This window comes from Streptomyces sp. NPDC028289 (genome assembly GCF_055565975.1).
Genome location: NZ_JBVHTI010000001.1, coordinates 1,234,422 through 1,260,460, shown reverse-complemented (window position 1 = coordinate 1,260,460; position 26,039 = coordinate 1,234,422). Strand labels below are relative to the sequence as shown.

Below are 26,039 nucleotides of genomic sequence, written 5' to 3'. Positions count from 1 at the left end.
TCGCATCGGCACCGAGGAGAACCACCATGGCCAAGTACCTGCTGCTGAAGCACTACCGCGGCGCCCCGGCCCCGGTCAACTGCGTGCCCATGGACCAGTGGACGCCCGAGGAGATCTCGGCCCACATCCGGTACATGAACGATTTCGCGGCCAGGCTGGAGAAGACCGGGGAGTTCGTCGACGGCCAGGGACTCGCCCCCGACGGGATGTGGGTCCGCTACGACGGCGAGGGGCGCCCGCCGGTCACCGACGGCCCCTTCGCCGAGACCAAGGACCTCATCGCCGGCTGGATGGTGATCGACGTCGACAGCCAGGAGCGCGCCGTCGAGCTGGCCGGTGAACTGTCGGCGGCACCCGGGGCGGGCGGCAAGCCGATCCACGAATGGCTGGAGGTGCGCCCCTTCCTGGCCGCGCCGCCCACCATCGCGGAGTCCTGCCACTGATGGACGAGGTCCTGCTCAGGAGCCTCACCCCGGGCGTGCTCACCGTCCTCGTCCGCCGCGGAGCCGACTTCGCGGCGGCCGAGGACGCCGTGCAGGACGCCCTGGTCGAGGCGATCCGGGTCTGGCCGGCGGATCCGCCGCGGGACCCGAAGGGCTGGCTGGTCACCGTGGCCTGGCGGCGGTTCCTCGACGCGACCCGCGCGGACACCGCCCGCCGCCGGCGCGAGGACCGGGTGGACGAGGAGCCGCCGCCCGGGCCGGTCCCCGCCGCGGACGACACCCTCCAGCTCTACTTCCTCTGCGCCCACCCCTCCCTCACCCCCTCCGCCGCGGTCGCGCTCACCCTGCGCGCCGTCGGCGGTCTCACCACCCGCCAGATCGCCCGGGCCTACCTGGTGCCCGAGGCGACCATGGCACAGAGGATCAGCCGGGCCAAGCGCACCGTCTCCGGCGTCCGCCTCGACCGGCCCGGCGACGTCGCCACCGTGCTGCGCGTCCTCTACCTGGTCTTCAACGAGGGCTACTCCGGCGACGTCGACCTCGCCGCCGAGGCGGTCCGGCTCACCCGGCAGCTCGCGGCCCGGATCGACCACCCGGAGGCGGCCGGGCTGCTCGCCCTCATGCTGCTCCACCACGCCCGCCGCGCCGCCCGCACCGCGCCCGACGGCAGCCTGGTCCCCCTCGCGGAGCAGGACCGGAGCCGCTGGGACACCCGCCTGATCGCCGAGGGCGTCGGGATCCTCCAGGGCGCCCTCGCCCGCGACCGCCTCGGCGAGTACCAGGCCCAGGCCGCCATCGCCGCCCTGCACGCGGACGCGCCCACCGCCGGGGAGACCGACTGGGTGCAGATCGTCGAGTGGTACGACGAACTCGCCCGCCTGACCGACAGCCCCGTCGTCCGGCTCAACCGCGCGGTCGCCGTCGGCGAGGCCGACGGACCCCGCGCCGGCCTCGCCGCACTCGCCGAGCTGGACGCCGGTCTGCCCCGGTACACCGCCGTCGCCGCCCACCTGCACGAACGCGACGGCGATACGGCGACCGCCGCACGCCTGTACGCCGAGGCCGCCCGCAAGGCCCCGAACCTCGCCGAACGCGACCACCTGACCCGCAGGGCCGCCCGCCTCAACGCCCACCGCGGTTCGTGACATCGTCGCGCGTCCGGGCGCTCCGCTTGCCGATTTTTTGCCGTCGGCCGCACTCGTCCGGAGGGCGCGGGGGAGTCGGATGCCCTTGCAAAAGCGCAGGTCAGAAGGGTGACAGCGAGGGAAGTGGAATGATGTTGGCGGCAGCGGGTCCGGCACTGATCCTGTAAACGCATCCGACTCCGACACGAGACACTCCGTTCATCCGAATGAAACGTCCGTACCGCCTCATATCGGCTAACCCGCGGATCCCGGGGATGGCTCGATCTGGTGCAAGGCAGGTGGTCGTGTGGACGCTCGGCTCGGACTTCGTGTGCTCTCGGTCTACGAGGGTTTTTTCTCCGGGGGAGCCCGGATCGTGCACAGCGATGTGCTGCTGGGCCTGGTAGAAGGCGGACAGCAGTGGCATCGGGTGCTGAGTCTGCACGGTGAGGTCCACCGAGAAGCCACCACGCAACGCATGGAGGACGACGCGTGTTACCGGGCCCTTACGGCCGGTGGCATCGAGGTCTCCTCCCTCGGCCGCACCGCCGGGCTGGTGGACGGCACCGTCGCGGCGTCGGTTTTCAGCGGCCCCGAGCTGGCCGATACGGCCCGGGCCATGGCCGGCGCGGACGTCATCCTGTCGCTGAAGGAGCAGCCGCTCGCGCTGCTCAACCAGGCCGGGCTGCCCCGCCGCCCCGTCGTCGTCTGCCTGCACCGGTCCGACCCGGAGAACCAGGGCCCGGCGCTGGACGAACTCAAGGCCGCCATCGCGGACGGCACGGTGGTCGCCTGCGTGTGCTGCGCCGAGTCCACCCGGGACGCGTACGAGGCCGCCGGGATCCCCGGCGAGCTGCTGCACGTGATCCCGAACGGCGTCGACCTGCTCCGCTTCCGGCCGGACGCGGCGCTGCGGCTCGCCTTCCGCGAGTCCCTCGGCATCCCCGCCACCGCTCCCGACGCCCCCGTGGTCGTGTTCGCCGCCCGGTACGCCGGTATGAAGAACGTGCCGCTCTTCCTGCGGGCGGCGCGGGCCTGGCTGGCCCGCGAGGGCGGCGGTCACGTCGTCATGTGCGGGGCCGGGATGACCGAGGACAACCCCGCCCTGTGGGCCGACATCGAGGTCGCCTTCGGCACCGACCGGGCCGCCCTCGGCGACCGGCTGCACCTGCTCGGCGTACGGCACGACATGGAGACCGTCTACGCCGGCTCCGACGTCGTCGCCCTCACCTCCGCCTCCGGCGAGGCGGCGCCGCTCTGCCTCATCGAGGGCATGATGTGCGGTGCCGTCCCGGTCACGACGGACGTCGGCGACAGCGCCTCGATCGTCGAGGGACACGGGTTCGTGACGCCCTTCGACCCCGACGCGATCGCCTTCGCCTGGTCGGCGGCGGTGGCCGACCGGGAGCTGTTCGCGCCCGCGCTGGCGGCGAGCCGCGAGCGGTTCAGCCGTACCCGCATGATCGCCGCCTACGCCGACCTGCTCGACCACGTCGTCGGCGACGTCCGCGACGAGCTGCGCCCCGGCGTCGGCGGGCAGTAGCAGCCCGCCGGTCCGCTCCGCCCGCGACTGCGCCGCGGGCGGAGCGGACCGGCGGCCGCAGTACAGCCTGCTGTACCCGGAGTTGGGGTGCGTACGGCAATGATCCGCGGGCGCGGCGCTGGTGTGCTGGCACCAACCACCGCCCCACCCGAGGTTCAGCCACCCCCCCCATGCGCACGGAACTGGACGCCTTCTCCGCCACCGCCCCCCTGACCGCCTACGCGGCGGCTTCCGCGTTCGCGCCGGCCTGGTGATCGGCGACGCACGGCGGGCGCCGTCCGCGACGGGCCCGCCGGGGCACGCCGGCGCCGGTCTCCACACCCTGCTGCAGCACCCGATACTGGCGGCGGCTCCGCCCGACGACGTCTACGACGGGATCTGGCGCGACGCCAGGCTGGGCAGGCTCGCCGCGGCGGAGCACACCATCCGGCAGTCGGAGAACCACGCCGTCCGGCTGCACGGAGCCAAGTCGGCCGAGGCGACCCACTGGATCGAGGTGCGCGCCCACGTCGTCCACCTCACCGGCGACGGCCGCCTCGCCGTGCGCCTGTGGCTGAGGGCGGCCCGCTTCCACGCGGATCCGCCCCGGCGGGAGACCGCGCGGACCCGGCTCTGCCTGGAGCGGGCCTTCACGGAGTGGCAGCGCCTGCACGACGACACCGCGGTGCGTGAACTGGCCCCGGCTCTGCGGCAGATGTACGTGAGCCAGCCGGACGACCCGGGTGAGGGCCGCCGGTGGGCCGGCGGTGTGCGTGAGATCGACGCCCGGCTCGGCGCCTACGGCGCCGCGGATCGCGACGTGAGAAGTGGCCGTCGGTCCCCCTCCGAACCGGCGGCCCCTCCCTTTCCCGGCCCCCTCGCCTGAACGCTGCGGTGCTTCGCCGTCGTTCGGCTGCTGCGCCGTCGTGGCTGGGCGCGCAGTTCCTCCCCCAGCCTTCGGCCGGGTACCAACAGCGCCCCTTACGGGGCGCTGTTTCGGGGGCGTTTTTCAGCGTGGGAGCACCACCACGTGCGCGGCCGGGTCGCGGTCGTCCGCCGCCATCAGGGCCGTGCGGACCACCGCCGCCTGCTGCTCCATCGCGTCGCGGAGCTTCCTCGGGGTGAGGTAGACGACCGTGATGCCGAGGCGTTCCAGGTGCTCCCGCTTGCGGGCGTACTCCGACCACAGGGCGTCCTCATCCTGGCGCGGTGCGCGCGTGTCCAGTTCGACGGCGACCCCCTGCTCCGGCCAGTAGGCGTCGAGGCCGCCCAGGTGGGGGCCGCCCGGCAGCCTCAGGTCCACGTTCCAGACCGGGTCGGGGAGGCCGTACTCGCGGACCATCTGGTAGAGGCGCGCCTCGGCGATGGCCCGGCCCTCGGCGACCAGGGAGTCGACGGCGTCCACCACGTGGGGGCGGGAGAGCAGCTTGGCCTGGTTCAGCTCCCGCACCACCGCCGCCGGTTCGCAGTGGCCGCCGCGCACCGCCTCGGTCAGCAGCCGCCGTACCGCCTCCGCGTCGGTCAGGTCCGCCACCGCGTCCGCGAGGGCACGGGGGACCGGGGCGACCGGGAGGCCCGTCACCTGCTCGGGGGTGGGCAGGGCCGGGGTGCGGAGCACGCGGACGTAGGAGGTGGAGCGCAGCCGGCGCATCCGCGGGACCAGGACGTCCACGTGGTCCAGGGCGAGCAGCGGCGGGGTCGCGGACAAGCCGTGCAGGGTCAGTGCCGCCAGGCCCGTGATCATCGCGTCCGCGTAGACCGTGCGGTGCGGGGAGTCCGGGGTCGGCTGCGCCGGGACGCCCGGGGCCGGTTCGCGCGCCGTGAACAGGAGGGCGCCGTGCAGGCGTTCCTCGCTGGTCGGCGGGCCGGGGTGGAGCAGGACCACGCCGGGCAGCAGCTGCTGCCAGGGGCCGCCCGGCCGGCACTGCTCGGCGATCTCGGTGGCCGCGACGCCGTGCGAGCGGAGCTGGGCCGTCGTCAGCACCCGGCGGCGGACGTCGGACAGGTGGCGGAGGGGGCGGGGGGAGAGCGGGGTGTTGTGGGTCATGGCGTCGGGATTCCCGGGGCCGGCCGGGTCCTTAACCGGTGTTACGCGTTCGTCGAAAAATGCGGACAACACGGTACTAAAGGACGGGTGTTCGGATGCCGAGTAGGGAGCCAAAACCCCTGGTCCGGATGGGTGGGGACCAGGGGTTACGGCCATGATGGAATGAATTGCGTAACGGTCACCCGGAGGCTAACCGTTGGCCAAAGGTCAGCGCGCGGCGGCCTCGGCGGCCCGCGCGTCGCACTCCTGTCCGCGCAACGTCCGTGCCAGGTCGTCCCGGGCCTCCAGGACCAGCCGGCGCAGCGCCGGAGGCGCGTCGGCGTGCGCCGTCAGCCACGCGTCCGTCGCCTTCAGGGTCTGCGGGCGGTCCTGGAGGGAGGGGTACAGGCCCCGGACCACGTCCATGCCGATCTGGATCGAGCGGTCCTCCCAGATCCCGGCGATGACCTCGAAGTACTTCTCGGCGTACGGAGCCAGCAGCTCCCGCTGCGAGGCCTGGGCGAAGCCCGCGATCGTCGCCTCCACCAGCGCGTTGGACAGCGCCTGCGACTCCACGACCTGCGCCCACGCCTGCGCCTTCACCGCCGCCGACGGACGGGCGGCGAGGCAGCGCACCTGGTGGCGCTTGCCGGACGCCGTGTCGTCCCGGGCCAGTTCGGCCGCCAGGACCGACTCGTCGGCCAGGCCGTGCGCGGCGAGGGGTTCGAGGAACGCCCAGCGCAGCTCCTGGTCGACGTCCAGGCCCTCGATCGCCGCCGCCCCCGACAGAAGGTCCTGGAGCAGCCGGAGGTCCGGACCGTCCGCCGCCGTCGACGCGAAGAACCTGGCCCAGGCCAGCTGGTGCTCGCTGCCCGGCGCCGCCTGCCGCAGCTCCCGCAGGGCGCCCTCGGCGAGCAGCCGCCCGGCCGCCTCCCGCCCCTCGGGCGCCACGTAGTGCACCAGCGCCGACTCCGCCCACGCCTGGAGCATCTGCAGCACGCCGATGTCCGACTCGCGGCTCGCGAACCGCAGCACCAGGCCGACGAAGTCACGGGCGGGCAGCAGCGCGTCCCGGGTCAGGTTCCACAGCGCCGACCAGCACAGCGCCCGGGCCAGCGGGTCGGTGAGCGCGCCGAGGTGGCCGCGCAGGGTCGCCAGCGAGGTCTCGTCGAAGCGGATCTTGCAGTAGGTGAGGTCGTCGTCGTTGACCAGGACCAGCTCCGGGGCCTCGGCGCCGGCCAGCTCGGCGATCACCGTGCGGGGGCCGTCCACGTCCGCCTCGGCACGCGCGTACCGGACCAGATCGCCGCCCTCCAGCCGGTACAGGCCGATCGCCACCCGGTGCGGGCGCAGCTCGGGGTGCGACTCGGCCGCCTCCTGCAGCACGGCCAGCTCGGCCACCCTGCCGTCCCCGTCCAGCAGCACCTGCGGGGTCAGCGAGTTCACACCCGCCGTCTGCAGCCACTTCCCGGCCCAGGCGCCCATGTCCCGGCCGCTGGTCTCCGCGAGGACCGACAGCAGGTCGCCGAGGCGCGTGTTGCCGTACGCGTTGCGCTTGAAGTAGCGGCGGGCGCCCTCCAGGAACGCGTCCTGGCCGACGTACGCCACCAGCTGCTTGAGGACCGAGGCGCCCTTGGCGTAGGTGATGCCGTCGAAGTTGAGCTTGGCGTCCTGGAGGTCGCGGATGTCGGCCGTGATCGGATGCGTGGAGGGCAGCTGGTCGGCGCGGTACGCCCAGGCCTTGCGGCGGTTGGCGAAGGTGGTCCAGGCGTTCTCGAAACGGGTCGCGCCGACGTTCGCGAACGTGCCCATGAAGTCCGCGAACGACTCCTTCAGCCACAGGTCGTCCCACCACACCATGGTGACCAGGTCGCCGAACCACATGTGGGCCATCTCGTGCAGGATCACGTTGGCGCGCGCCTCGTACGACGCCTGCGTCACCTTGCCCCGGAAGATGTACTCCTCCCGGAAGGTCACCAGGCCCGGGTTCTCCATCGCGCCGAGGTTGTACTCGGGCACGAACGCCTGGTCGTACTTCCCGAACGGGTACGGGTAGTCGAAGTGGTCGTGGAAGAAGTCCAGGCCCTGCTTGGTGATCAGGAAGACGTCGTCCGCGTCGAAGTAGGGGGCGAGGCCCTTGCGGCACATCGCGCCGAGCGGGATCTCCAGCGTCGAGCCGTCCGGCAGGGCGCGGGAGTACGAGTCCGTCACGTAGTGGTACGGCCCGGCCACCACGCACGTGATGTACGTCGAGATCGGCTTCGTCTCGGCGAACCGCCAGACCCCGTCGGCGAGTTCACCCGCGCCGTTGCTCCACACCGTCCACTCCTCGGGTGCCCGCACCTCGAAGCGGAACGGCGCCTTGAGGTCCGGCTGCTCGAAGTTGGCGAAGACCCGGCGGGAGTCGGCCGGCTCGTACTGCGTGTAGAGGTAGACCTCGCCGTCCTCGGGGTCGACGAAGCGGTGCAGGCCCTCGCCGGTGCGGGAGTAGGCGCACCGGGCGTCCACCACCAGTTCGTTCTCCGCGGCCAGGTCCTCCAGGGCGATCCGGGTGCCGTCGAAGACCTCGCCGGGGTCGAGGTCCTTGCCGTTGAGGGTCACGGCGGTCACGGCCGGTGCGATCAGGTCGGCGAAGCTCGACGCGCCCGGCTCGTTGCAGCGGAAGCGGATCGTGGTCACCGAGCGGAAGGTGCGCGGCTCGTCCTGGCCCTCCCCGACGGCGGACCGTACGTCCAGCGACACGTCGTACCCGTCGACCGACAGCAGGGCGGCCCGCTCCCGGGCCTCGTCGCGGGACAGATTCTCACCGGGCACGGGCGGCACTCCTTCGTGTCGATACGCATCGTTGTCGGTACGCCGAAACAGCACCGATCCTCCCACGTGCACCTGACGGCGGGCACCCGGGAATGGGGTGGCCGGTGCCGGTGTTGCCGCTGGAAAAGGCCCGTATTCCGAGGAGAGCCATGTCCGAGACCGTGACCAGCTCAGGCAAGACCCCCGTCGACTTCTGGTTCGACCCCCTGTGCCCCTGGGCCTGGATGACCTCCCGGTGGGTCCTGGAGGTGGAGAAGGTCCGCGACATCGAGGTCCGCTGGCACATCATGAGCCTCGCGGTTCTCAACGAGCCGAAGCTCGACGAGCTGCCCGAGGAGTACCGCGAGCTGCTGGAGACCAAGGCGTGGAAGCCGATCCGCGTGGTCACCGCGGCCTGGCAGAAGCACGGCTCCGACATCCTCGGCCCGCTGTACACCGCGCTCGGCACCCGTATCCACAACAACGGCGAGGGCCCGACCGTGGAGGCCATCGCGGGCGCGCTCGCGGACGTCGGCCTGCCGGCCGACCTGATCGACTACGCCGACCAGGAGGACTTCGAGTTCGACGCCGAGCTGCGCGCCTCCCACAAGGAGGGCATCGACAAGGTCGGCCAGGACGTCGGCACCCCGGTCATCGCGGTCCCCGGCTCCGACGGCGAGCAGATCGCCTTCTTCGGCCCGGTCGTCACCCCCGCCCCCAAGGGCGAGGAGGCGGCCCGCCTGTGGGACGGCACCCTCGCGGTGGCCTCCGTCCCCGGCTTCTACGAGATCAAGCGGACCCGTACCAAGGGCCCCGACTTCAGCAACCTGTAGGCCGTCCCGCCGCGCCCGGCCGTCCCGCCGGGCGCGGATCCTCCCGACAGCCCCGCACGCCCGCAAGGGGCAGCGCACAGGCGGCCCCCGCGAGTCACGTCCTCGCGGGGGCCGCCCGCTTTCCGCCTGCCCCGGTGAACGGTGAGAAGACGATCACGAGGCAGGACGTGTCGGCGGCTCAGGGAGCCAGGAGCAGCACATCCGCCCGGGACCGCGCCGCCGCGTAGCGGCGCGCCACGTCCTGCCAGTCGACGACCGCCCACATGGCGTCGATGAAGTCGACCTTCTGGTTCCGGTACTGGAGGTAGAAGGCGTGCTCCCAGGCGTCGAAGACCAGGACCGGGGTGGACCCCTGGCCGACGTTGCCCTGGTGGTCGTAGACCTGCTCCACGATCAGCCGCCCGCTGAGCGGCTCGTGGGCGAGGACGCCCCAGCCGGAGCCCTGGGTGGTGGCCGCCGCCTTGGTCAGCTGCGCCTTGAAGCCCGCGAAGGAGCCGAAGGACTCGGTGATCGCGTCCGCCAGCTCGCCCACCCCGTCCGCCGCGAGCGGCTCGCCCCCGCCGTCCTTCGGGCCGGTCATGTTCTGCCAGTAGATGCTGTGCAGGATGTGGCCGGAGAGGTGGAAGGCCAGGTTCTTCTCCAGCCCGTTGACCGCCCCCCAGCTCTCCTTCTCGCGCGCCTCCGCCAGCTGCTCCAGGGTGTCGTTGGCGCCCTTCACGTACGCCGCGTGGTGCTTGTCGTGGTGCAGCTCGATGATCTCGGGGCTGATCACGGGCGCGAGCGCGGAGTAGTCGTAGGGCAGTTCAGGAAGCGTGTAGACGGGCATGGGTCCCCTCCGAACCTCTTATTGCAAAGAGCTTGCAACTACACGTTAGCAACAACAAGCCGGACGGGGGTAAGAAGCGAGGCCCTCACGTGTCGTCACGTGGGGGCCTCGCGGAAGCGGGCGCGCCGTCAGCGCGCCGCGGTCACGCCGCTACGGATGTGTAGTGCGAGGCGTCCCCCTCGATCGAGTAGCTCTCCTTGCCCTCGATGCCTGCCGGGACGTCGCCGGCGACGGTGACGCGGTTGAGGCGGCGGGGCCTGCCGTCGTAGTTGTCGATGGCGTAGTGCTGGGTGATGCGGTTGTCGAACAGGACGAGCTGGTTCGGGGACCAGCGGTGGCGCAGGATGTTCTCGGGGCGGGTGACGTACGCCTGGAGCAGGTCGAGGATCCGGCGGGACTCGTCCTTCGACAGGCCGACGATCCGCTGCGCGAACCCGCCGATGAACAGGCCGCGCTCACCGGTCAGCGGGTGCACCCGGACCACCGGGTGGACCGTGCGGAAGTTGATCGACGTGAACTGGGCGCGCTGGGCGGCCTTCTCCTCGTCGATCTCCTCGTCCGGTACGGCGTAGTCGTAGTCGTTGGTGTGCTCCGCCCACAGCGTGTCGGCCAGCGCCCGCAGCGGGTCGGGGAGCTGGCGGTAGGCGGCGGCCGAACTGGCGATCAGGGTCTCGCCGCCGTACGGCGGGACCGTGATGGAGCGCAGCGTGCTGGCCTGGGGCGGGTTCAGGACGAACGTCACGTCGGTGTGCCAGTGGTTGGCCCGGCCGCGCTCGCTGTCGACGGGCAGCACGTTCGGGGCGCCGTCGACGGCGGGCACCGTCGGATGGGCGGTGGTGAGGTCGCCGAACTGCCGGGCGAAGGCCTCCTGGCCCTCGTCGTCGAGGCGGACGTCGTCGAAGACCAGGGCCTTGTGGACGTTCAGGGCCTCACGGACCGCGGCGACCTGCTCCTCGTCGAGCGGCTTGGCGATGTCCACGCCCAGGACCTGGGCGCCTATGTTCGCGGTGACCTTGCGGATCTCGATGGACATGCGGGGGCGTCCTTTCGGGTTTTCGGGCTCTCGGGCTCTCGGGCTCTCGGGCTGTCAGGCGGTGGCGAGTGCGGGGGTGACGTACTGGTTGGCGGGGCGGGGGAGGCCGTAGCGCTCCCGCAGGGTCCGGCGCGGGCCGTAGTCCGTACGCAGCAGGCCGCGGGCGCGCAGGATCGGTACGACGTGGTCGACGAAGGTCTCCAGGCCGGAGGGCAGCACGGGCGGCATGATGTTGAAGCCGTCGGCGGCGCCCTGGGTGAACCAGGTCTCGATGGCGTCGGCGACCTGCTCCGGTGTCCCGGCGAAGGTCAGATGCCCGCGGCCGCCGCCGAGCCGGCCGATCAGCTGCCGTACGGTGAGCCGCTCGCGGCGGGCGAGCCCGACGACCAGCGTGTAGCGGCTCTTCGCGCCCTCGATGGCGTCCTCGGGCGGCAGCTCGGCGGGGAGTTCCGCGTCCAGTTCCAGGGTGCCGGCGGGGAGATGCAGGAGCCGCTCCAGGTTGGCCACGCCGTGCCGGTGCACGATGTGGTCCTCCAGGAGCTGCTCGTGCGCCCGCGCCTCCGCCTCCGTCGAGCCGATGACGGGGACGATGCCGGGCAGCACCTTGACGTGGTCGGGGTCGCGGCCCGCCGCGGCCGTCCGTGCCTTGAGGTCGGCGTAGAACGCCCGCGCCTCCTCGACGGTCTGCTGCGCGGTGAACACGGCCTCCGCGTACCGGGCCGCGAACGCCTTGCCGTCCTCGCTGGAGCCCGCCTGCACGAGCAGCGGGTAACCCTGCGGGCTGCGGGGCACGTTGAGGGCGCCCTCGACACCGAAGTAGGTGCCCCGGTGCCGGGGCGGGTGGATCTTCGCGTCGTCGCCCCAGACGCCGGCCGCCTTGTCGGCGACGATCGCGTCGTCCTCCCAGCTGTCCCAGAGCTTCAGCGCCACGTCGAGGAACTCGGCGGCCCGCGCGTACCGCTCGGCGTGGGCGGGCTCCTCGTCGATCCCGAAGTTGCGGGCGGCCTCCGCCCCCGCCGTGGTGACGATGTTCCAGCCCGCCCGGCCGCCGCTGACGATGTCCAGCGAGGCGAACCTGCGGGCCAGGTTGTAGGGGGAGTTGTAGGAGGTGGAGGCGGTGGCGATCAGACCGATGTGCTCGGTCGCCGTCGCCAGCGCGGTGAGCAGGGTGAGCGGTTCCAGGGCCCCGGCGGGCCGCTGCGCGACGCTGCCCCACAGGTGCGGCCCGTCGGCGAGGAAGAGGGAGTCGAAGGTGCCGCGCTCGGCGGTCCGGGCGAGCCCGACGTAGTGCCCGAGGTCGACGTGCGCGTACGGGTCGCTCTCCGGCAGGCGCCAGGAGGCCTCGTGGTGACCGGTGTTCATGAGGAAGGCGTTGAGGTGGAGCCGGCGGGTCATGCGGGGTCCTTTGCGTGGTGTTTTGAGCCTGTCTGGGGGTACCGCCTCTGGGGGAGTTCGAGGACGAGGCCGAAGGCCGAAGCGGGGGTCCGGGGGCGGCAGCCCCCGGGGCGGCCACCGCGACCGACGGTCACGTGACGTCCTCCGTGACGCCCAGCGCCGCCAGCAGCCGGCCTCGGTACTCCCCGCGCGGGCGGTCATGGTCCACGGTCAGGTCGAGCCCGATCCGCCCCCGCTCCAGCACGAGCACCCGGTCGGCGAGGACGATCGCCTCGTCGACGTCGTGGGTGACGAGCAGCACCGACGGGCGGTGCCGCTTCCACAGCTCGCGCAGCAGGTGGTGCATCCTGATCCGGGTGAGCGCGTCCAGGGCGCCGAACGGCTCGTCGGCGAGGAGCAGTTCGGGCTCGCGGACCAGGGACCGGGCGAGCGCGGCCCGCTGCGCCTCACCGCCGGACAGCTCGCCCGGCCAGGCCCGCTCGCGGCCGCCGAGGCCGACCTCTTCGAGCGCGGCCCGCCCGAGGTCGTGGGCGTCCTTGCCGTCCAGACCCAGCACCACGTTGTCCAGCACCCGCCGCCAGGGCAGCAGCCGGGAGTCCTGGAAGACCACCGACACCCGTTCGGGGGCGGTGAGTTCCCCGCTGCCGGTGACCCCGTGGTCGAGTCCGGCGACCGCCCGCAGCAGGGTGGACTTGCCGGAGCCGCTGTGCCCGAGCAGCGCGGTGAACTGCCCGGCCGGCAGGTCGAGGTCGACGGAGTCGAGGACCGTACGGTCCCCGAACGACCGGGTCAGTCCCCGGAGCCGGACGGCGGGGCGGGTCAGCTGCTCAGTGTGCGGCGCCACGACAGCACCCTCCGTTCGATGAGTCGGACCACGGTGTCGGAGACCAGGCCGAAGACGCCGTAGATCAGCAGACCGACGAGGATGATGTCGCTGCGCCCGTAGTTCTGGGCCTGGAACATCATGTAGCCGAGACCGCTGGTGGCGTTGATCTGCTCCAGGACGACCAGGCCGAGCCAGGAGCCGGTGACGCCGAGCCGGAGCCCCACGAAGAATCCGGGCAGCGCGCCGGGGATCACGACCTCCCGGATGAACCGGACCCGCGACAGGTCCAGCACTTCGGCGAGTTCGACGTACCGGCTGTCGATGGCGGACAGCGCGGCATGCGTGTTCAGGTAGATGGGGATGTAGACGACGATCGCGATGATGGCGATCTTGAAGGTCTCGCCGATGCCCAGCCAGAGGATGAACAGCGGGATCAGGCCGAGGGTGGGGATCGCCCGGTTGATCTGCACGGTCCCGTCGATCAGCGCCTCGCCGGTGCGGGTGAGCCCGGAGGCCAGGGCCAGCAGCACCCCGGCGGTCAGACCGATCGCGAAGCCGTACCCGGCCCGCTCCACGGAGGTCAGGATGTCGGTGCGCAGCGTCCCGGCGGTCCACAGGTGGACGGCGGTGTCCAGGACGGTCCAGGGCGCCGGGATGGCGCCGGGGTCGAGCTGCCCGGCGGCGGAGGCGATCGCCCAGGCGGCGAGGACGACGAGCGGACCGGCGAGCCGGGCGGCGGGCAGCCGGCGGCCGGGGGAGAGCCGGCGGCGCGGCCGGACCCGGTGCGCCTCCTCCTCGGCCACGGGAACCGGCACGGTGCCGGTGGTCACGGCGGTCATTTCCGGTACTCCGCCGGTACGGCCTTCGCGGCGAGGGACTCGAAGCGGTGGTCGAAGAGCGAGGTGACGTCGGTCTTCTTCACGAACCCGCCCTCCGCCAGCAGGTCCGCGGTCTCCTGCTCCCACTTGACGGCCTCGTCCCAGCTGGGCGGGAACAGCGGCTTGTTGGCGAGCTTGGTGATGCCCTGGGCCTGGGCGAGGGTCAGGTTCTGGGTCTTGACGTAGAACTCCTCGTTCCAGGTGTCCGGGTTCTCCCACTGCCAGACCAGGCCCTTGGCCCACTGCGGGATGTATGCGGCGACCGCGGCCGCCTTGGCCTTGTCGTTCAGCACCGCCTGCGGCGCCCACAGCAGGTTGAGCAGGTCGACGACGTCGGTGGCGATGGTGTGCGCGCCCTTCGGGCCGTACTGCTGGAGGTACGCCGGCGCCTGGGAGTTGGCCAGCGGGGCCACGTCCACCTGGCCGGACTGCAGGGCGGTGAGGAACTGGTTGCTGGTCAGCGGGACCAGTTTCACGTCGTCGTAGGCGAGCCCGGCCTCCTTCAGCGCCCGCAGCAGGACCACGCCCTGCGCCTGCCCCTGCGAGAAGGCGAGCTTCTTTCCCTTGAATTCGGCGACCGTGCGTATGTCGCTGCCGGGCTTGGTGGCGAACAGGTAGTTCGGCTTGCGGGTCAGCTCGATCGCGACGATTTTTGCGGCGAAACCCTGGTACTGCGCCTGGATCGGCGGAATTCCCGCGTTGTTTGCGAGGTCGAGGGACTGGGCGCGGAACGCGTTGATGACATCGGGACCGGCGCCGATGTTCACCCAGCTCGACACGGTGAACGGCAGCGCGGGCAGCTTCGCCAGCTTGAACTGCAACTGCTGCTGGCCCAGATAGGAGGCGATCTTCAGGCTGGTGCCGGCCGGGACCTTGTCGGCCAGCGGAGCGGTCGAGGCGCCCGCGGTGTCGGCTGCGGCACTGCCGCCCGCGCAGCCGCTCAGCCCGGCCACGGCCGCCGAGGCGCCGAGCAGGGAGGTGAGGAAGAGCCGGCGGTCGATGCCGGAGGGGGACGCAGAAGGCATGGGAGTGCTCCGGGGAGAAAAGCAGCAGAAAGGCAGGGCGAATTCCCGGCGACAGAAGGCCGGAAAGAGAGATCTCACGCAGAGGGAAATGCGCGCCCGGGGCGCGTCAAGACGTCAGCAACAGAGGGTGCGACAGGTCATGAGAAGGATGTTCCTTGCCGTCGACGACGGCTGTCAATATTCCGAGTTTCTGAATTAAATAAGCTCTGGTGACAGGGTCGGAGCCGGGGCGTGCGAGGCGCTCAGCGGGTCCCGGTACAGCACGTCGAGGACCACCGAACCGCCCGCCACCGCCAGCACCGACTCGCGGAAACTGGTCGGTGCGACCAAGGCCGCCCGCTCCGCACCCACCGCCTCCCGCAGCGCGGCGAGGCAGTCCTCGCGGTACAGCACCCCGACCTCGGTGACGACCACGCTCTCCGGGTTGAGGACGTCGAGCAGCAGCGCCGCCGCCCGCCCGGTCAGCCGTGCCCGCTCCACCAGCAGCCGTACGGCCGCCGGATCGCCGGACCCGGCCGCCGTGAGGACGTCCATCGGATTGGCGCCGTCCACGACCCCGGCCGCCCGGGCCCGCCGCACCAGCGTGCGTTCGCTGAGCTCCACCTGGAGACAGCCGGTGCGTCCGCAGTCGCAGGGCTCGGTGCCGCCCGGCACCGGGAGGTGGCCGATCATGCCGGCCTGGGAGCGCGGGCCGTGGTGCACCTCGTCGCCGGTGGCGAAGGCCGCGTCGACCACGTTCCCGACGAACAGGTGCAGCACGCTCCGGCTGCCCCGGGCCCGTCCGAAGAGCCGCTCCCCGTTGACCAACGCACGCGCGTGCCCGTCCACATGGACCGGCAGCCCGGTGTGCGCGCCGAGCAGCTCGCGCACCGGCACCTCGCGCCAGCCCAGCAGGGGGTGCTCGACGACGGTGCCGGAGTCCCGGTCCACCCAGCCGCCGACGGCCACGCCGACGCCCAGCGGCCTGCTGCCGGGCACCTCGTCGAGCAGCGTGGCGAGCCCGGCGGCGGCCCGGGCCAGCACCCCGCGCGGATCGGTGTCCCGGTGCTTCAGCTCCCGCCGTACGACGACCCGGCCGCGCAGGTCGAGCAGCGCGACCGTGGTGTACGGGACGGCCACGTGCACCCCGCCGACCACGAACCGCGAGTCGTCCAGGTCGACCGGGACGTGCGGCCGTCCCACGCCCTTGACGCGCTGCGGCGCCTCCGTCTCCCGGATCAGGCCGAGTTCGGTGAACCGGGCGCAGTAGTCGGTGACGGAGGCCGGGGACAGCCCGGTCAGCCGGGCGATGGTGGAGCGGGCGACCGGACCGTGCTCCAGCACCGAGCGGAGGACCACACTGGCGCTGGTCCGCCGCCGGTCACGGGGCGCGGAGGTGAGCGGGGGTGCCGCGGTACGGGGCATGGGAAACCGTCCTCGGGAACGGGGCCGACACGTCTCGGACGTCGAGGCGCGCCGGACCGGTCTCCCGCCGCGCGGCCTCAGAGCGGACGGCGACAGACGGCAGCCCCTTGCCGTCGCAGGTCGACATAGCGACGCGACGTGAGGTTCAGGGACTGGGCGACCATGTCCGGAAGCGTAGGCCAGAAACCTTGAATCCCACCAGACCGCTAGGGTTCGATTGGTGGAACTCCACAGGCCTGTTCAACGCCGTTGACGTGACTGAAACATCTCTGCCTCAGTGATCGGCGTCACCCCGTACCGCGTGTAACCCACACCCTTTGTGGAGAGCCCACCAAGTGCCGCTTCCGGCCTTTGTCGATCGCTGACGTGTTCGGCTCAGACGGCCCGGGATAGCGTCACGGTGTCCCTTGCCTGCCCCCACCCCGCGGAGTCCCCATGAGCACCGCCACCGCCGCCGCGTCGACCCGCACCGGCACCGTCCTCGCCGACCTCCTGCCCGCGTCCCGGGTGCGCGATGTCGCCCTCGTGGCGGGCGGCGCCGCGCTCACCGGCCTCGCCGCCCAGATCGCCGTCCCGGTGCCCGGCTCCCCGGTCCCGGTGACCGGCCAGACCTTCGCCGCCCTGCTCGTCGGCACCGCCCTCGGCGCCCGCCGTGGCCTGCTCTCCCTCGCCCTGTACGCCCTGGCCGGCCTCGCGGGCGTGCCCTGGTTCGCGAGCGGCACCTCCGGTGTCTCCGTCTCCTTCGGCTACATCCTCGGCATGATGCTCGCCTCCGCCGTCGTCGGCGCCCTGGCCCGGCGCGGCGCCGACCGCGGCGTGCTGCGCATGGCCGGCACGATGCTGCTCGGCGAGGCGATCATCTACGCGGTCGGCGTGCCCTACCTCGCTTACGCCGCCGACATGTCCGCGTCCGCGGCGATCGCGGCCGGCCTCACCCCGTTCCTGATCGGCGACGCGGTGAAGGCGGCCCTGGCGATGGGCGCGGTGCCCGCGGCGTGGAAGCTCGTCGACAAGCGCTGACCCGGCCCGACCGCAGCGGGGCCCGGGGTGCATCGGCACCCCGGGCCCCGCTGTCGTGCCGGGTGCTACGACTGCTGCCGCGGCCGCCGCTGCGACCACCACACCCCCGCCGCCCCGGCCGCGATCAGCGCCGCGCCCGCCGCGCCGAGCGGCAGCACGTCACTGCCCGCGCCGGTCTTCGGCAACTGGTCGCCGCTCGGCCCCACCGGCTTGTTGTCGGTGCCGAGCAGCAGCGGGGTGGCCGGGGCGTTCGGCGACGGGTTCGTCGTACCGAACGGCACCGGGCCCTGCTGCCAGAACGTCTTCTTCCCGTCCGCGCTCTGCACGGGCAGGCAGATCTTCCCGGTCCTGCCGAGGTCGAACGTGGCGTCCACGGCATAGGACTTCGACTTGCCCGCGCCGAGCGCTCCCACGGGACAGCTGAAGGCGCTGTTCGAGCCGGCCGGCAGATCTTTCGCGGCGACGGTGTCGCACCCCTGCACTCCGTTGACCTTCAGGCCGTCGAAACCGACCACCAAAAGCCGGATACTGTCGCTGTCCTTGGTCCCTTCGTTCTTCACGGTGGCGGTAATCGCCGTTTTCTGCGAACTGTTGTCGACCGAGATCCTCTCGGGCAGCGTGGTCGTCAGCCGCACACCGTCCGGCGCCTGGTCGACCGCCTTTCCCCCCTTGCCGCTTCCCGGTCCCTGGTCGTCGGCGACGGCCGTGAACGGCAGGATCAGCACGGCCGAGAAAGATGCCGTGACCAGCGATCCCGTGACCACGGTCAGCCGCCGGAGCATACGACGAGAACTCATGTTCGTCCCCCTTGCAACCCCCTGGACCGCGCCTGAATTCGCGGTCACCTGAAGAGGTACCACAAGATTTCTCCGCACTATGCTGGTACGGCCGTAAGTGTGACCATTGTGTGTCAGCAGGGGCGGTCGTTGAGGGGGTGCAGCGAATTGCCGGGGAATTCAGAGAATTCAGGGAATTCAGTTGGCGCGGGGAGTCCGGGGAATCCGGAGAACGCGGGGCCGGGCGGGGTTCCCGGGCTGCTGGTGACCGGCCGCTACCGGCTGGCCGAGAGTATCGGGCAGGGCGGCATGGGGCGGGTGTGGCGGGCCGCCGACGAGACGCTCGACCGGCAGGTCGCCGTCAAGGAGATGCGGATCGACGGCCTCGACGCCGAGGACACCCGCACCCGCCGCGAACGCACCCTGCGCGAGGCCAGGGCCACCGCCCGGATCGACCACCCCAACGTGGTACGTGTCTACGACGTCGTCGACGAGGGCGAACGCCTGTGGATCGTCATGGAGCTGATCAACGGCCGTTCCCTGGAGTGGATCATGGCCGAGGAGGGGCCGCTGAGCCCGCGCGCGACGGCCCGGATCGGCCTCGGCCTGGTCGCGGCGCTGCGCCAGGTGCACGCCGGGGGAGTGCTGCACCGCGACATCAAACCCGGGAACGTACTCGTCGAGAACACCGCGGGCAGGGTCGTCCTCACCGACTTCGGCATCGCCGCGATCCAGGACGCCAAGGCGCTCACCATGGCCGGCATGCTCGTCGGTTCCCCCGACTACATGGCACCCGAACGCGTCTCCGGCCGCCCGCAGGGCCCGCCCTCCGACCTCTGGTCGCTCGGCGCGACCCTGTGCGCCGCCCTCGGCGGCCGCTCCCCCTTCTCCCGCGACACCACCCTGGCCACCCTGCACGCCGTCCTCTACGAGAACCCCGAACTCCCCGCCACAGCAGGCCCGTTGCACGACCTGCTGGCAGCACTGCTGGAGAAGGAACCGACGGTACGGCCCGGCCTCGAGGAGGTGGAACGGCAACTGCGCCCGGTGGCCCACCCGACCCCCGTGGAACGCCGAACCCCCACGTACGTGCTGCGCCCACCGATACCGCAGGACGAACCCCCGCAGCCACCACCGACAGAGGTGCGGACAGCCCCGTCGTTCAGCGCGTCGACGGAGGCGGCCTCGGAACTGCGCTCGGAGGTCCGCTCGGAGACCCCGTCGAACAATTCGGCGGTCCCGACCCTCCCGGTCCGTCCTCAGGTGGGCCCCACCCTCCCACGCCCCGAACCACAGCGCCCCGAAAGGGGCGCGGGGAACGGCGCGACCAGCCCCCACGCACCCGCAGCGCCCCACCACCGCAAGGCCCCCAAACGCACAACTCTCCTCGCCGTACTGGGAACCGCAGCGGTAGCCACCGCCCTCGCCATCCTCCTCACCACCACAACAGGCGGCAGCGACAGCAACAAAGCGACCGGCACCTCCTCAACCCCCTCGACACCGACGCCCACTTCATCGGCGCCCACAGTCGAGGGCACCGCCCGCCCCCGCTCCCTCCCACCCGGCACCCACGAGGAGGCCGGCGGCTTCGCCTGGGCGCCCCCCACCGGCTGGCGCAGGGACGTCAAGACGGGCGCCGAGGTCCACTACACCTCCCCCGACGGCGGCCAGGAACTCGTCGCCAAGTCCTCGCTCGCCCGCGGCGACCTCATGGACAGCTGGAGCGCCTCCGAACAGAGCGCCCACCAGGGCCGGGACTACACCAAGATCCGGCTGGCCGAGACGACCTTCCGCGGCTACCCGGCGGTGGTCTGGGAGTACACCTTCACCCTCAAGGGCACCCCCTGGCACGCACGGCTGCTGGGCTTCGACGCCGACGGCAAGTCGTACCAGATCAACACCTGGTACCAGCCGGCGGTCGAAGCCCAGGCCGTACGGACGTACGAGAAGGTGAAGGACAGCTTCACCCTGCTGTGAGGATCAGCCGACGGACACCCGGTCGGCGGGCTCGGCGACCGCCTCGTCCGCACGGCCGCCGGACACCTTCTGCTTCACCAGCGCGACGACGATCACCGCCGCCGCGACCAGCAGCGAGAGCAGCACCGTCGTACGACCGCTGCTCTCGCCCTCCGTGTCGGTCAGCATGTAGCCCAGCACGAAGACGATCAGACCGGCCGTCGCCCAGGTCAGGTACGGGTAGAGCCACATCTTCACGACGAGCTTCTCCGGCGCCTCGGCCTGGATGATCTTCCGCATGCGCAGCTGCGAGAAGCAGATGACGAGCCAGACGAACAGGGCGACCGCGCCGCTGGAGTTGACGAGGAAGAGGAAGACCGAGTCCGGGAACTTGTAGTTGAAGAAGACGGCGACGAACCCGAACAGCACGGACGCGATGATCGCGGCCATCGGCACACCGCGGGCGGTGGTCCGCGCGAACGCCTTCGGGGCGTCGCCCCGCTGCCCGAGCGAGAAGGCCATCCGGGAGGCCGTGTACAGGCCGGAGTTGAGACAGGACAGCACGGACGTCAGCACGATGAAGTTCATGATCTGACCGGCGTGCGCGATGCCGAGGGAGTCGAGGGCGGCGACGTACGAGCCCTTCTCCTTGATGGCCGGGTCGTTCCACGGCAGCAGCGAGACGACGATGAGGATCGAGCCGAGGTAGAAGACGCCGATCCGCCAGATGATGCTGTTGGTGGACTTGGTGACCGCGCGCTGCGGGTCCTCCGACTCGCCGGCGGCCAGGGTGGCGATCTCGCTGCCCATGAAGGAGAAGACGACGAGCAGGACGCCGGTGAGGATGGCGCCGGGCCCGTGCGGCAGGAAGCCGCCGTGGCCGGTGAGGTTGGAGAAGCTCGCCCTGTCGGTGTCCGCGCCGGGCAGCACGCCCAGCACGGCCAGCAGACCGACGACGATGAACGCGCCGATCGCGACGACCTTGATGCCGGCGAACCAGAACTCGAACTCGCCGTAGGAGCCGACGGAGACCAGGTTGGTGGCGGTGAGCACCGTCATCACGATGAGCGCCCAGGCCCACTGCGGTACGGCCGGGATCCAACCTTCCAGGATCGTGGCACCGGCGGTGGCCTCCACCGCCAGCACCACCACCCAGAAGAACCAGTACAGCCAGCCGATGGAGAACCCGGCCCAGCGGCCGAGCGCGCGGTCCGCGTGCGCGGAGAACGATCCGGAGGTGGGGTTGGCGGCGGACATCTCGCCGAGCATCCGCATCACCAGCACGACGAGCGTGCCGACGAGCGCGTACGACAGCAGGATGCCGGGGCCTGCGGTGGTGATGCCGGTACTGGAACCGACGAAGAGGCCGGCGCCGATGACACCGCCGATGGCGATCATCGACAGATGGCGGTTCTTGAGTCCTGCTTTGAGACCGTCCTGGGGACCGGTGCCAGTCATGGGGGGAATCCTTTGCGCCGGGTGAGCGGGCTCTCGTACGAGCGGCGTACGAGTTGGTCCAGTGAAACGGAGGTGGACTGATTCCTGAACCTTTGAATCCAGATCGTTACTTGAGGTTTTCCTGAGGTTCTGTAGTGTTGCTCACAATTTCCGGGGCCCGGCCCCGCCCCTGCCGTGCGTTCACGCCCATGTCACACTCATCCCATGCGCGTGTATCTCGGCTCCGACCATGCGGGCTTCGAACTCAAGAACCACCTCGTCGAGTGGCTGAAGGCGGCGGGCCACGACCCCGTGGACTGCGGCCCCCACATCTACGACGCCGACGACGACTACCCGCCCTTCTGCCTCCGCGCGGCCGAGCGGACGGCAGCGGACCCCGACTCCCTCGGCATCGTGATCGGCGGCTCCGGCAACGGTGAGCAGATCGCCGCGAACAAGGTGAAGGGCGTGCGGGCTGCGCTTGCCTGGAGCGAGGAGACGGCTTCGCTCGGCCGGCAGCACAACGACGCGAACGTCGTGGCGGTGGGCGCGCGCATGCACACGCAGGACGAGGCGACGAAGTTCGTCGAGACCTTCCTGAACACGCCGTTCTCCGAGGGCGAGCGCCACATCCGGCGCATCGACATGCTGACGGCGTACGAGACCACGGGCGACCTCCCGCCGATCCCGGCGCACCACCCCCAGCCGTAGGCCTTCGCCCACCCACCCGCCCGACTCGGTCGCCCGAGAGGCGAGGCCCGGGGGCGGGTGGGGCCGGGTAGCACAGAGCGGGGCCGTATCTCTGCCGAGGGACGGCCGGCGGGGCTCGCGGGGGCTGGTCGCGCAGTTCCTCCCCCAGCCTTCGGCCGGGGGTACCCCCAGCGCCCCCACGGGGCGCCGGGGGTGGAGCCGCCGACCGACGCGGTCCCGCGCCCCCACGGGGCACTGCACGGTGGTGCCGCCGACCGACGTAGTCCCGTGCCCCTGACGGGGAGCTGCAGTCGGGTCCCTTCGACGTTCGCCTCTCCACTGACCGAGTCGGGTGGGTGGGTGGGAAAGGAATCACCTCAGTGCCAGAAGGGCACACGATCCACCGGCTCGCGCTGGACTACCGTCGGCTCGCCGGGCCCGTGAGGGCAACCAGCCCGCAGGGCAAGTTCTCCGACGCCGCCGAGCTGATCGACGGCGCCCCCCTCACCCGTACCGAGGCCCACGGCAAGCACCTCTTCCTCGGCTTCCGCGACAGCGACTGGGTCCACATCCACCTCGGCCTCTTCGGCAAGGTCGCCTTCGGCGACGCCCCCGCGCCCCCGGCCACCGACACCGTCCGCCTGCGCCTGGCGAACCCCACCGCCTACGTCGACCTGCGCGGCCCCACCACCTGCGCCCTGATCACCGACGCCGAGAAGAACGCCGTACACGCCCGCCTCGGCCCGGACCCGCTCCGCGACGACGCCGACCCGGACGCCGCGTACCGCAGGATCTCCCGCAGCCGTACGACGATCGCCGCCCTGCTGATGGACCAGAAGGTCATCGCCGGGGTCGGGAACGTCTACCGGGCCGAGGTCCTGTTCCGGCACGGGATCGACCCGTACCGCGCGGGAAAGGACATCACCCCTGCCGAGTGGGACGGCATCTGGACCGACCTCGTCGGACTCATGCACGAGGGCGTCCGCAACAACCGCATCGACACCGTCCGGCCCGAGCACACCCCGCAGGCGATGGGCCGCCCGCCGCGCGTGGACGACCACGGCGGCGAGGTGTACGTCTACCGCCGGGCCACCCTGCCCTGCCACCTCTGCGGCACCGGGATCCGCACCGCGGGCCTGGCCGCCCGCAACCTCTTCTGGTGCCCCGCCTGCCAGCAGCGCTGACCGCGCGGCGAGAACCGGCGGACTAGAAACCGTGCGGCAGCCACGGCTGCACCGGTGAGCCGAACGCCACCGACGCCTCCGCCAGCGCCCCCGGCCGCAGTTCGCCCACCCGCCCGGCCCGCGCCAGCGACAGCAGGGACACGCCACCCAGGTACGCCGCCCCCAGCTCCCGTACCGACAGCGTCAGCTCGGCCGCGTCCGTCGTACGCTCGCAGGACGCCCCCTTGGTGTCCCCGGTCAGCCGCCAACGCCCCGCGTTCCAGGGGCAGAAGGCGTCGGCCACCTCCAGCACCACGTCCACCGGCGTCTGGTAGGTCCGCGCCGCGAGCGCCGCACCGACGTCGACGAGACGCACGTACCCCATGTCCCGCACCCGCGTCAGACAGCGCCGGATGTCGGAGACCTGGTACTGCCAGGCGTCGTCGACCGGCCGCCCCCGCACCGTCAGCGTCGACATCAGGTCGATGCCGAACAGGAACCGCCACAGTGCCGCGTCGCTCGCGGGGTCCAGCGCGGCCAGGTACTCCAGCGACACCGTGCCGTCGTGCCCGCTCGGCGACCAGCCCAGCTTCGTACGGAACCGGGCGTACCCGGTGATCCGCCCCTCCCGCTCGGCGACCACGCACTGCAGCGCCGAGGCCCCGCCCCGCTCGCTCTCCGGGTCCAGCAGCCCCACCCGCTCCCAGCCGGGCTGCCGGGACAGCATCCCGGGCCGCAGCGGCACCAGTTCCGCGTACACCGCCTCGCACGCGGCGAGCACGTCGGCCGGGTCGGCGTACCGCAGCCGTACGTCATCGGTGCCGGCCGGCACGTCCAGCGTCACCCGGCTCGTGTCGATCTCGGCCTGCAACTGGAAGGTCGCGGCGTCGTACCCGAAGCGGCCGTAGATCGCCGGCTCGGAGGCGGTCAGCGCGGCCAGCGGCTCGCCCCACTCCCGTACGTCGTCCAGCTGGCGGCGCATCATCGACGTCAGCACCCCGCGCCGCCGGTGCGTCGCGGCCACGCTCACCATGGTGATCCCCGCGGTGGGCAGCACGGCACCGCCCGGCACGGTCATCCGGAACCGGAACGCCCCCGCCGTGCCGACCAGTTCGGACCCGTCCCAGACGGCCAGCGAGCGCTCGCACTCGGTCAGGGACCGGTCCAGGTCGCGCTCCTCGGCCGCAGCCGGACCGGCGCCGAAGGCCCGCACCAGGTGGTCCCACCACCCGTCGAACTCCTCCGGACGCAGCACCTTCAACTCGGTCGCACGCTCGGTCGCCATACGCCATGCCTACCAGCGCACAGCAGGACGGGCCAGCGAATTTCTCCCGGACGGCGACGCGGGGGCGTCCGGTGAAGTTCACTGTGAAGTCGCACCCGAAGGTGAGCCTCGGACGGGGGACAAGTGGGACCTCCCGTGCCAAGCAGCTGGTCCGATGGATAGGGTCCCGAACTAATGGCAGTAGACCGAGAGCGGCGCGCGAAGGCCGAGACGCTTCCGGCCCGGTGGAAAGTGCAGTGGCACCGGGTCCGCGTCGGCGTGCGCAGAAGCGCCGTGGACTACTTCCGTGGCGACGGATCCGACTGGATCGCCCTGATCGGGCTGCTCCTGACGGTCCCGGTCCTCGCCGCCATGACCCTCGCCAACTCGGTCTGGTTCTCCCCGGCCGCGCTGGTCCTGCCGATCATCGCGGGGGGCCTGCTGCTGCGCCCGGCGAGCCTGCTCGGCCTGTACGCGGCGGCGGCCACCGCCCTGATCGTGGAGTCGGTACGGCTCGGCCCCTACACCGAGGGCCCCTCCCGGGTCACCCCGGGCGTGGTCCTGGTCGTCGCCGCCTGCGGTTTCTTCGGTCTCCTCACCGCCCAGTTCCGCAGCCGCGTCGGCGTCCCCTGGCGGCGCGGCGGCACCATGCTCTTCGACCTGCGCGAACGCATCCGGGTGCAGAGCAAGCTGCCGAAGCTGCCGCCGGGCTGGCACCGCGAGATGGCCCTGCGGCCGGCCGGCGGGCAGTCCTTCTCCGGCGACTTCGTGGTCGCGGCCCGTACGAACAACGGCCGCACGATGGAGGTCGTCCTCACCGACGTCTCCGGCAAGGGCATGGACGCGGCGTCCAGAGCCCTCCTGCTCTCCGGCGCCTTCGGCGGCCTCCTCGGCTCCCTCCCGCCGCACGCCTTCCTCCCCGCCGCCAACGGCTACCTGCTCCGCCAGGACTGGGACGAGGGCTTCGCGACCTCCATACACCTGGTCCTGGACCTCGACTCCGGCGACTACGAGCTGTACTCCGCGGGCCACCCGCCCGGTCTCCAGCTCAGCGCCGGCAGCGGCCGCTGGGAGGAGAAGGCCGCCGAAGGACCCCTCCTCGGGGTCTACGACGGTGCCCAGTTCGACCCGGTCAAGGGCTCGTTGCGCCCCGGCGACGTCCTGATGATCTTCACGGACGGCCTGGTGGAGACGTCCGACCGCGACATCGTGGAAGGCATAGACCGCCTCACGGGAGAGGCCGACCGCTACGTCGCCGGCGGCTTCCACGGCGCCGCCTGGCACCTCATCGAGGCGGTGGCCAAGGACGTCAACGACGACAGGGCGCTGCTCCTGATCTGCCGGGAGGCGGCGAGATGACCGCGGACCGGGTCCGGCTGCGGACCGTCGGCGGCCGCGGGCCCGCGGGGGCTGATCGCGCGGTTCCTCCCCCAGCCTTCGGCCGGGGGTACCCCCAGCGCCCCTGACGGGGCGCTGCCCCAGCCGCGTCCTGCACAGCCACGCGCGGCTATGCAGCGCCTTCAGCCGTGGGCAGTTGTGTCAGCGCCTTCAGCCGTGGGCGGTCGTGTCAGCGCCTTCAGCCGTGGGCAGTTGTGTCAGCGCCTT

The 26,039-nt window shown here is 71.8% G+C and carries 22 protein-coding genes; 10 read left to right on the top strand and 12 right to left on the bottom strand.

The features are described 5' to 3' along the window. Positions 1-26 precede the first annotated feature (26 nt). From ACZ4UV_RS05510 to ACZ4UV_RS05495, 4 genes are all read left to right on the top strand, one after another. Positions 27-443: a YciI family protein gene (locus ACZ4UV_RS05510; RefSeq protein ID WP_451017585.1), complete on the top strand. Its 417-nt coding sequence runs from the start codon at positions 27-29 to the stop codon at positions 441-443. After that, positions 443-1,588 carry an RNA polymerase sigma factor gene (locus tag ACZ4UV_RS05505; protein ID WP_390040029.1) on the top strand — a complete coding sequence of 382 codons (1,146 nt, stop codon included), beginning with the start codon at positions 443-445 and terminating at the stop codon, positions 1,586-1,588. The genes ACZ4UV_RS05510 and ACZ4UV_RS05505 overlap by 1 nt, the downstream gene beginning before the upstream one ends. Positions 1,589-1,898: 310 nt before the next feature. Continuing rightward, positions 1,899-3,110: a glycosyltransferase gene (locus ACZ4UV_RS05500; protein ID WP_451017594.1), complete on the top strand. Its 1,212-nt coding sequence runs from the start codon at positions 1,899-1,901 to the stop codon at positions 3,108-3,110. A 250-nt stretch (positions 3,111-3,360) separates the two neighbouring features. Further along, positions 3,361-3,975 carry a hypothetical protein gene (locus ACZ4UV_RS05495; RefSeq protein ID WP_467835905.1) on the top strand — a complete coding sequence of 205 codons (615 nt, stop codon included), beginning with the start codon at positions 3,361-3,363 and terminating at the stop codon, positions 3,973-3,975. Between the two features lie 123 nt (positions 3,976-4,098). On the opposite strand, the gene ACZ4UV_RS05490 is transcribed toward ACZ4UV_RS05495, so the two are convergent. Both ACZ4UV_RS05490 and pepN read right to left on the bottom strand, forming a co-directional pair. Next, on the bottom strand, positions 4,099-5,136 hold the full coding sequence (locus ACZ4UV_RS05490; protein ID WP_467835903.1) for a hypothetical protein: 1,038 nt from the start codon (positions 5,134-5,136) through the stop codon (positions 4,099-4,101). Between the two features lie 207 nt (positions 5,137-5,343). Next, a complete protein-coding gene (pepN, locus tag ACZ4UV_RS05485; RefSeq protein ID WP_467835901.1) occupies positions 5,344-7,929 on the bottom strand; it encodes an aminopeptidase N in 2,586 nt (861 codons plus the stop codon). 149 nt (positions 7,930-8,078) lie between these two features. On the opposite strand from pepN, the gene ACZ4UV_RS05480 reads away from it, so the two are divergent. Further along, positions 8,079-8,741, top strand: a complete 663-nt coding sequence (locus ACZ4UV_RS05480) for a mycothiol-dependent nitroreductase Rv2466c family protein (protein WP_351495350.1) — start codon at positions 8,079-8,081, stop codon at positions 8,739-8,741. Positions 8,742-8,919: 178 nt separating this feature from the next. Here the strand turns inward: ACZ4UV_RS05480 and ACZ4UV_RS05475 are convergent, their stop codons facing one another. The 7 genes from ACZ4UV_RS05475 to ACZ4UV_RS05445 form a co-directional block, all read right to left on the bottom strand. After that, on the bottom strand, positions 8,920-9,567 hold the full coding sequence (locus ACZ4UV_RS05475; RefSeq protein WP_390040036.1) for a superoxide dismutase: 648 nt from the start codon (positions 9,565-9,567) through the stop codon (positions 8,920-8,922). Positions 9,568-9,709: 142 nt separating this feature from the next. Next, positions 9,710-10,600 carry a TauD/TfdA dioxygenase family protein gene (locus ACZ4UV_RS05470; RefSeq protein WP_451017581.1) on the bottom strand — a complete coding sequence of 297 codons (891 nt, stop codon included), beginning with the start codon at positions 10,598-10,600 and terminating at the stop codon, positions 9,710-9,712. Between the two features lie 54 nt (positions 10,601-10,654). Then, positions 10,655-11,995 carry an LLM class flavin-dependent oxidoreductase gene (locus tag ACZ4UV_RS05465; RefSeq protein WP_390040040.1) on the bottom strand — a complete coding sequence of 447 codons (1,341 nt, stop codon included), beginning with the start codon at positions 11,993-11,995 and terminating at the stop codon, positions 10,655-10,657. Between the two features lie 130 nt (positions 11,996-12,125). Next, the gene (locus tag ACZ4UV_RS05460) at positions 12,126-12,839 is read right to left on the bottom strand and encodes an ABC transporter ATP-binding protein (RefSeq protein ID WP_451017579.1); all 714 of its coding nucleotides are present in this window, start codon (positions 12,837-12,839) and stop codon (positions 12,126-12,128) included. After that, the gene (locus tag ACZ4UV_RS05455; RefSeq protein ID WP_467835898.1) at positions 12,815-13,660 is read right to left on the bottom strand and encodes an ABC transporter permease; all 846 of its coding nucleotides are present in this window, start codon (positions 13,658-13,660) and stop codon (positions 12,815-12,817) included. Before ACZ4UV_RS05455 ends, ACZ4UV_RS05460 begins: the two co-directional genes overlap by 25 nt. Further along, the gene (locus ACZ4UV_RS05450; protein ID WP_467835896.1) at positions 13,657-14,724 is read right to left on the bottom strand and encodes an ABC transporter substrate-binding protein; all 1,068 of its coding nucleotides are present in this window, start codon (positions 14,722-14,724) and stop codon (positions 13,657-13,659) included. The genes ACZ4UV_RS05455 and ACZ4UV_RS05450 overlap by 4 nt, the downstream gene beginning before the upstream one ends. A 195-nt stretch (positions 14,725-14,919) precedes the next feature. Next, positions 14,920-16,128: an ROK family protein gene (locus tag ACZ4UV_RS05445; RefSeq protein WP_467835895.1), complete on the bottom strand. Its 1,209-nt coding sequence runs from the start codon at positions 16,126-16,128 to the stop codon at positions 14,920-14,922. Between the two features lie 435 nt (positions 16,129-16,563). Between ACZ4UV_RS05445 and ACZ4UV_RS05440 the strand changes: the two genes are divergently transcribed. Beyond that, positions 16,564-17,148, top strand: coding sequence for a biotin transporter BioY (locus ACZ4UV_RS05440; protein ID WP_451017575.1), 585 nt, complete (start codon positions 16,564-16,566; stop codon positions 17,146-17,148). A gap of 65 nt (positions 17,149-17,213) precedes the next feature. Here ACZ4UV_RS05440 and ACZ4UV_RS05435 read toward each other — a convergent pair whose 3' ends face one another. Then, on the bottom strand, positions 17,214-17,930 hold the full coding sequence (locus ACZ4UV_RS05435) for an LPXTG cell wall anchor domain-containing protein (protein ID WP_451023364.1): 717 nt from the start codon (positions 17,928-17,930) through the stop codon (positions 17,214-17,216). Between the two features lie 303 nt (positions 17,931-18,233). Here ACZ4UV_RS05435 and ACZ4UV_RS05430 point away from each other — a divergent pair, with 303 nt between their 5' ends. After that, positions 18,234-19,901, top strand: coding sequence for a serine/threonine-protein kinase (locus ACZ4UV_RS05430; protein WP_467836582.1), 1,668 nt, complete (start codon positions 18,234-18,236; stop codon positions 19,899-19,901). A 3-nt stretch (positions 19,902-19,904) separates the two neighbouring features. Here ACZ4UV_RS05430 and ACZ4UV_RS05425 read toward each other — a convergent pair whose 3' ends face one another. After that, a complete protein-coding gene (locus ACZ4UV_RS05425) occupies positions 19,905-21,338 on the bottom strand; it encodes an amino acid permease (RefSeq protein WP_390040052.1) in 1,434 nt (477 codons plus the stop codon). Positions 21,339-21,542: 204 nt separating this feature from the next. On the opposite strand from ACZ4UV_RS05425, the gene ACZ4UV_RS05420 reads away from it, so the two are divergent. Both ACZ4UV_RS05420 and ACZ4UV_RS05415 read left to right on the top strand, forming a co-directional pair. Continuing rightward, positions 21,543-22,028 carry a ribose-5-phosphate isomerase gene (locus ACZ4UV_RS05420; protein WP_351500145.1) on the top strand — a complete coding sequence of 162 codons (486 nt, stop codon included), beginning with the start codon at positions 21,543-21,545 and terminating at the stop codon, positions 22,026-22,028. Positions 22,029-22,387: 359 nt separating this feature from the next. Continuing rightward, positions 22,388-23,191 (top strand): Fpg/Nei family DNA glycosylase, encoded by an 804-nt coding sequence (locus ACZ4UV_RS05415; protein ID WP_467835893.1) that lies wholly within the window; start codon positions 22,388-22,390, stop codon positions 23,189-23,191. 22 nt (positions 23,192-23,213) lie between these two features. Here ACZ4UV_RS05415 and ACZ4UV_RS05410 read toward each other — a convergent pair whose 3' ends face one another. Beyond that, complete coding sequence (locus ACZ4UV_RS05410) at positions 23,214-24,455, bottom strand: GNAT family N-acetyltransferase (protein ID WP_451023069.1); 1,242 nt, start codon at positions 24,453-24,455, stop codon at positions 23,214-23,216. 174 nt (positions 24,456-24,629) lie between these two features. Between ACZ4UV_RS05410 and ACZ4UV_RS05405 the strand changes: the two genes are divergently transcribed. Then, complete coding sequence (locus ACZ4UV_RS05405) at positions 24,630-25,793, top strand: PP2C family protein-serine/threonine phosphatase (protein ID WP_351500139.1); 1,164 nt, start codon at positions 24,630-24,632, stop codon at positions 25,791-25,793. Positions 25,794-26,039: the final 246 nt, after the last annotated feature.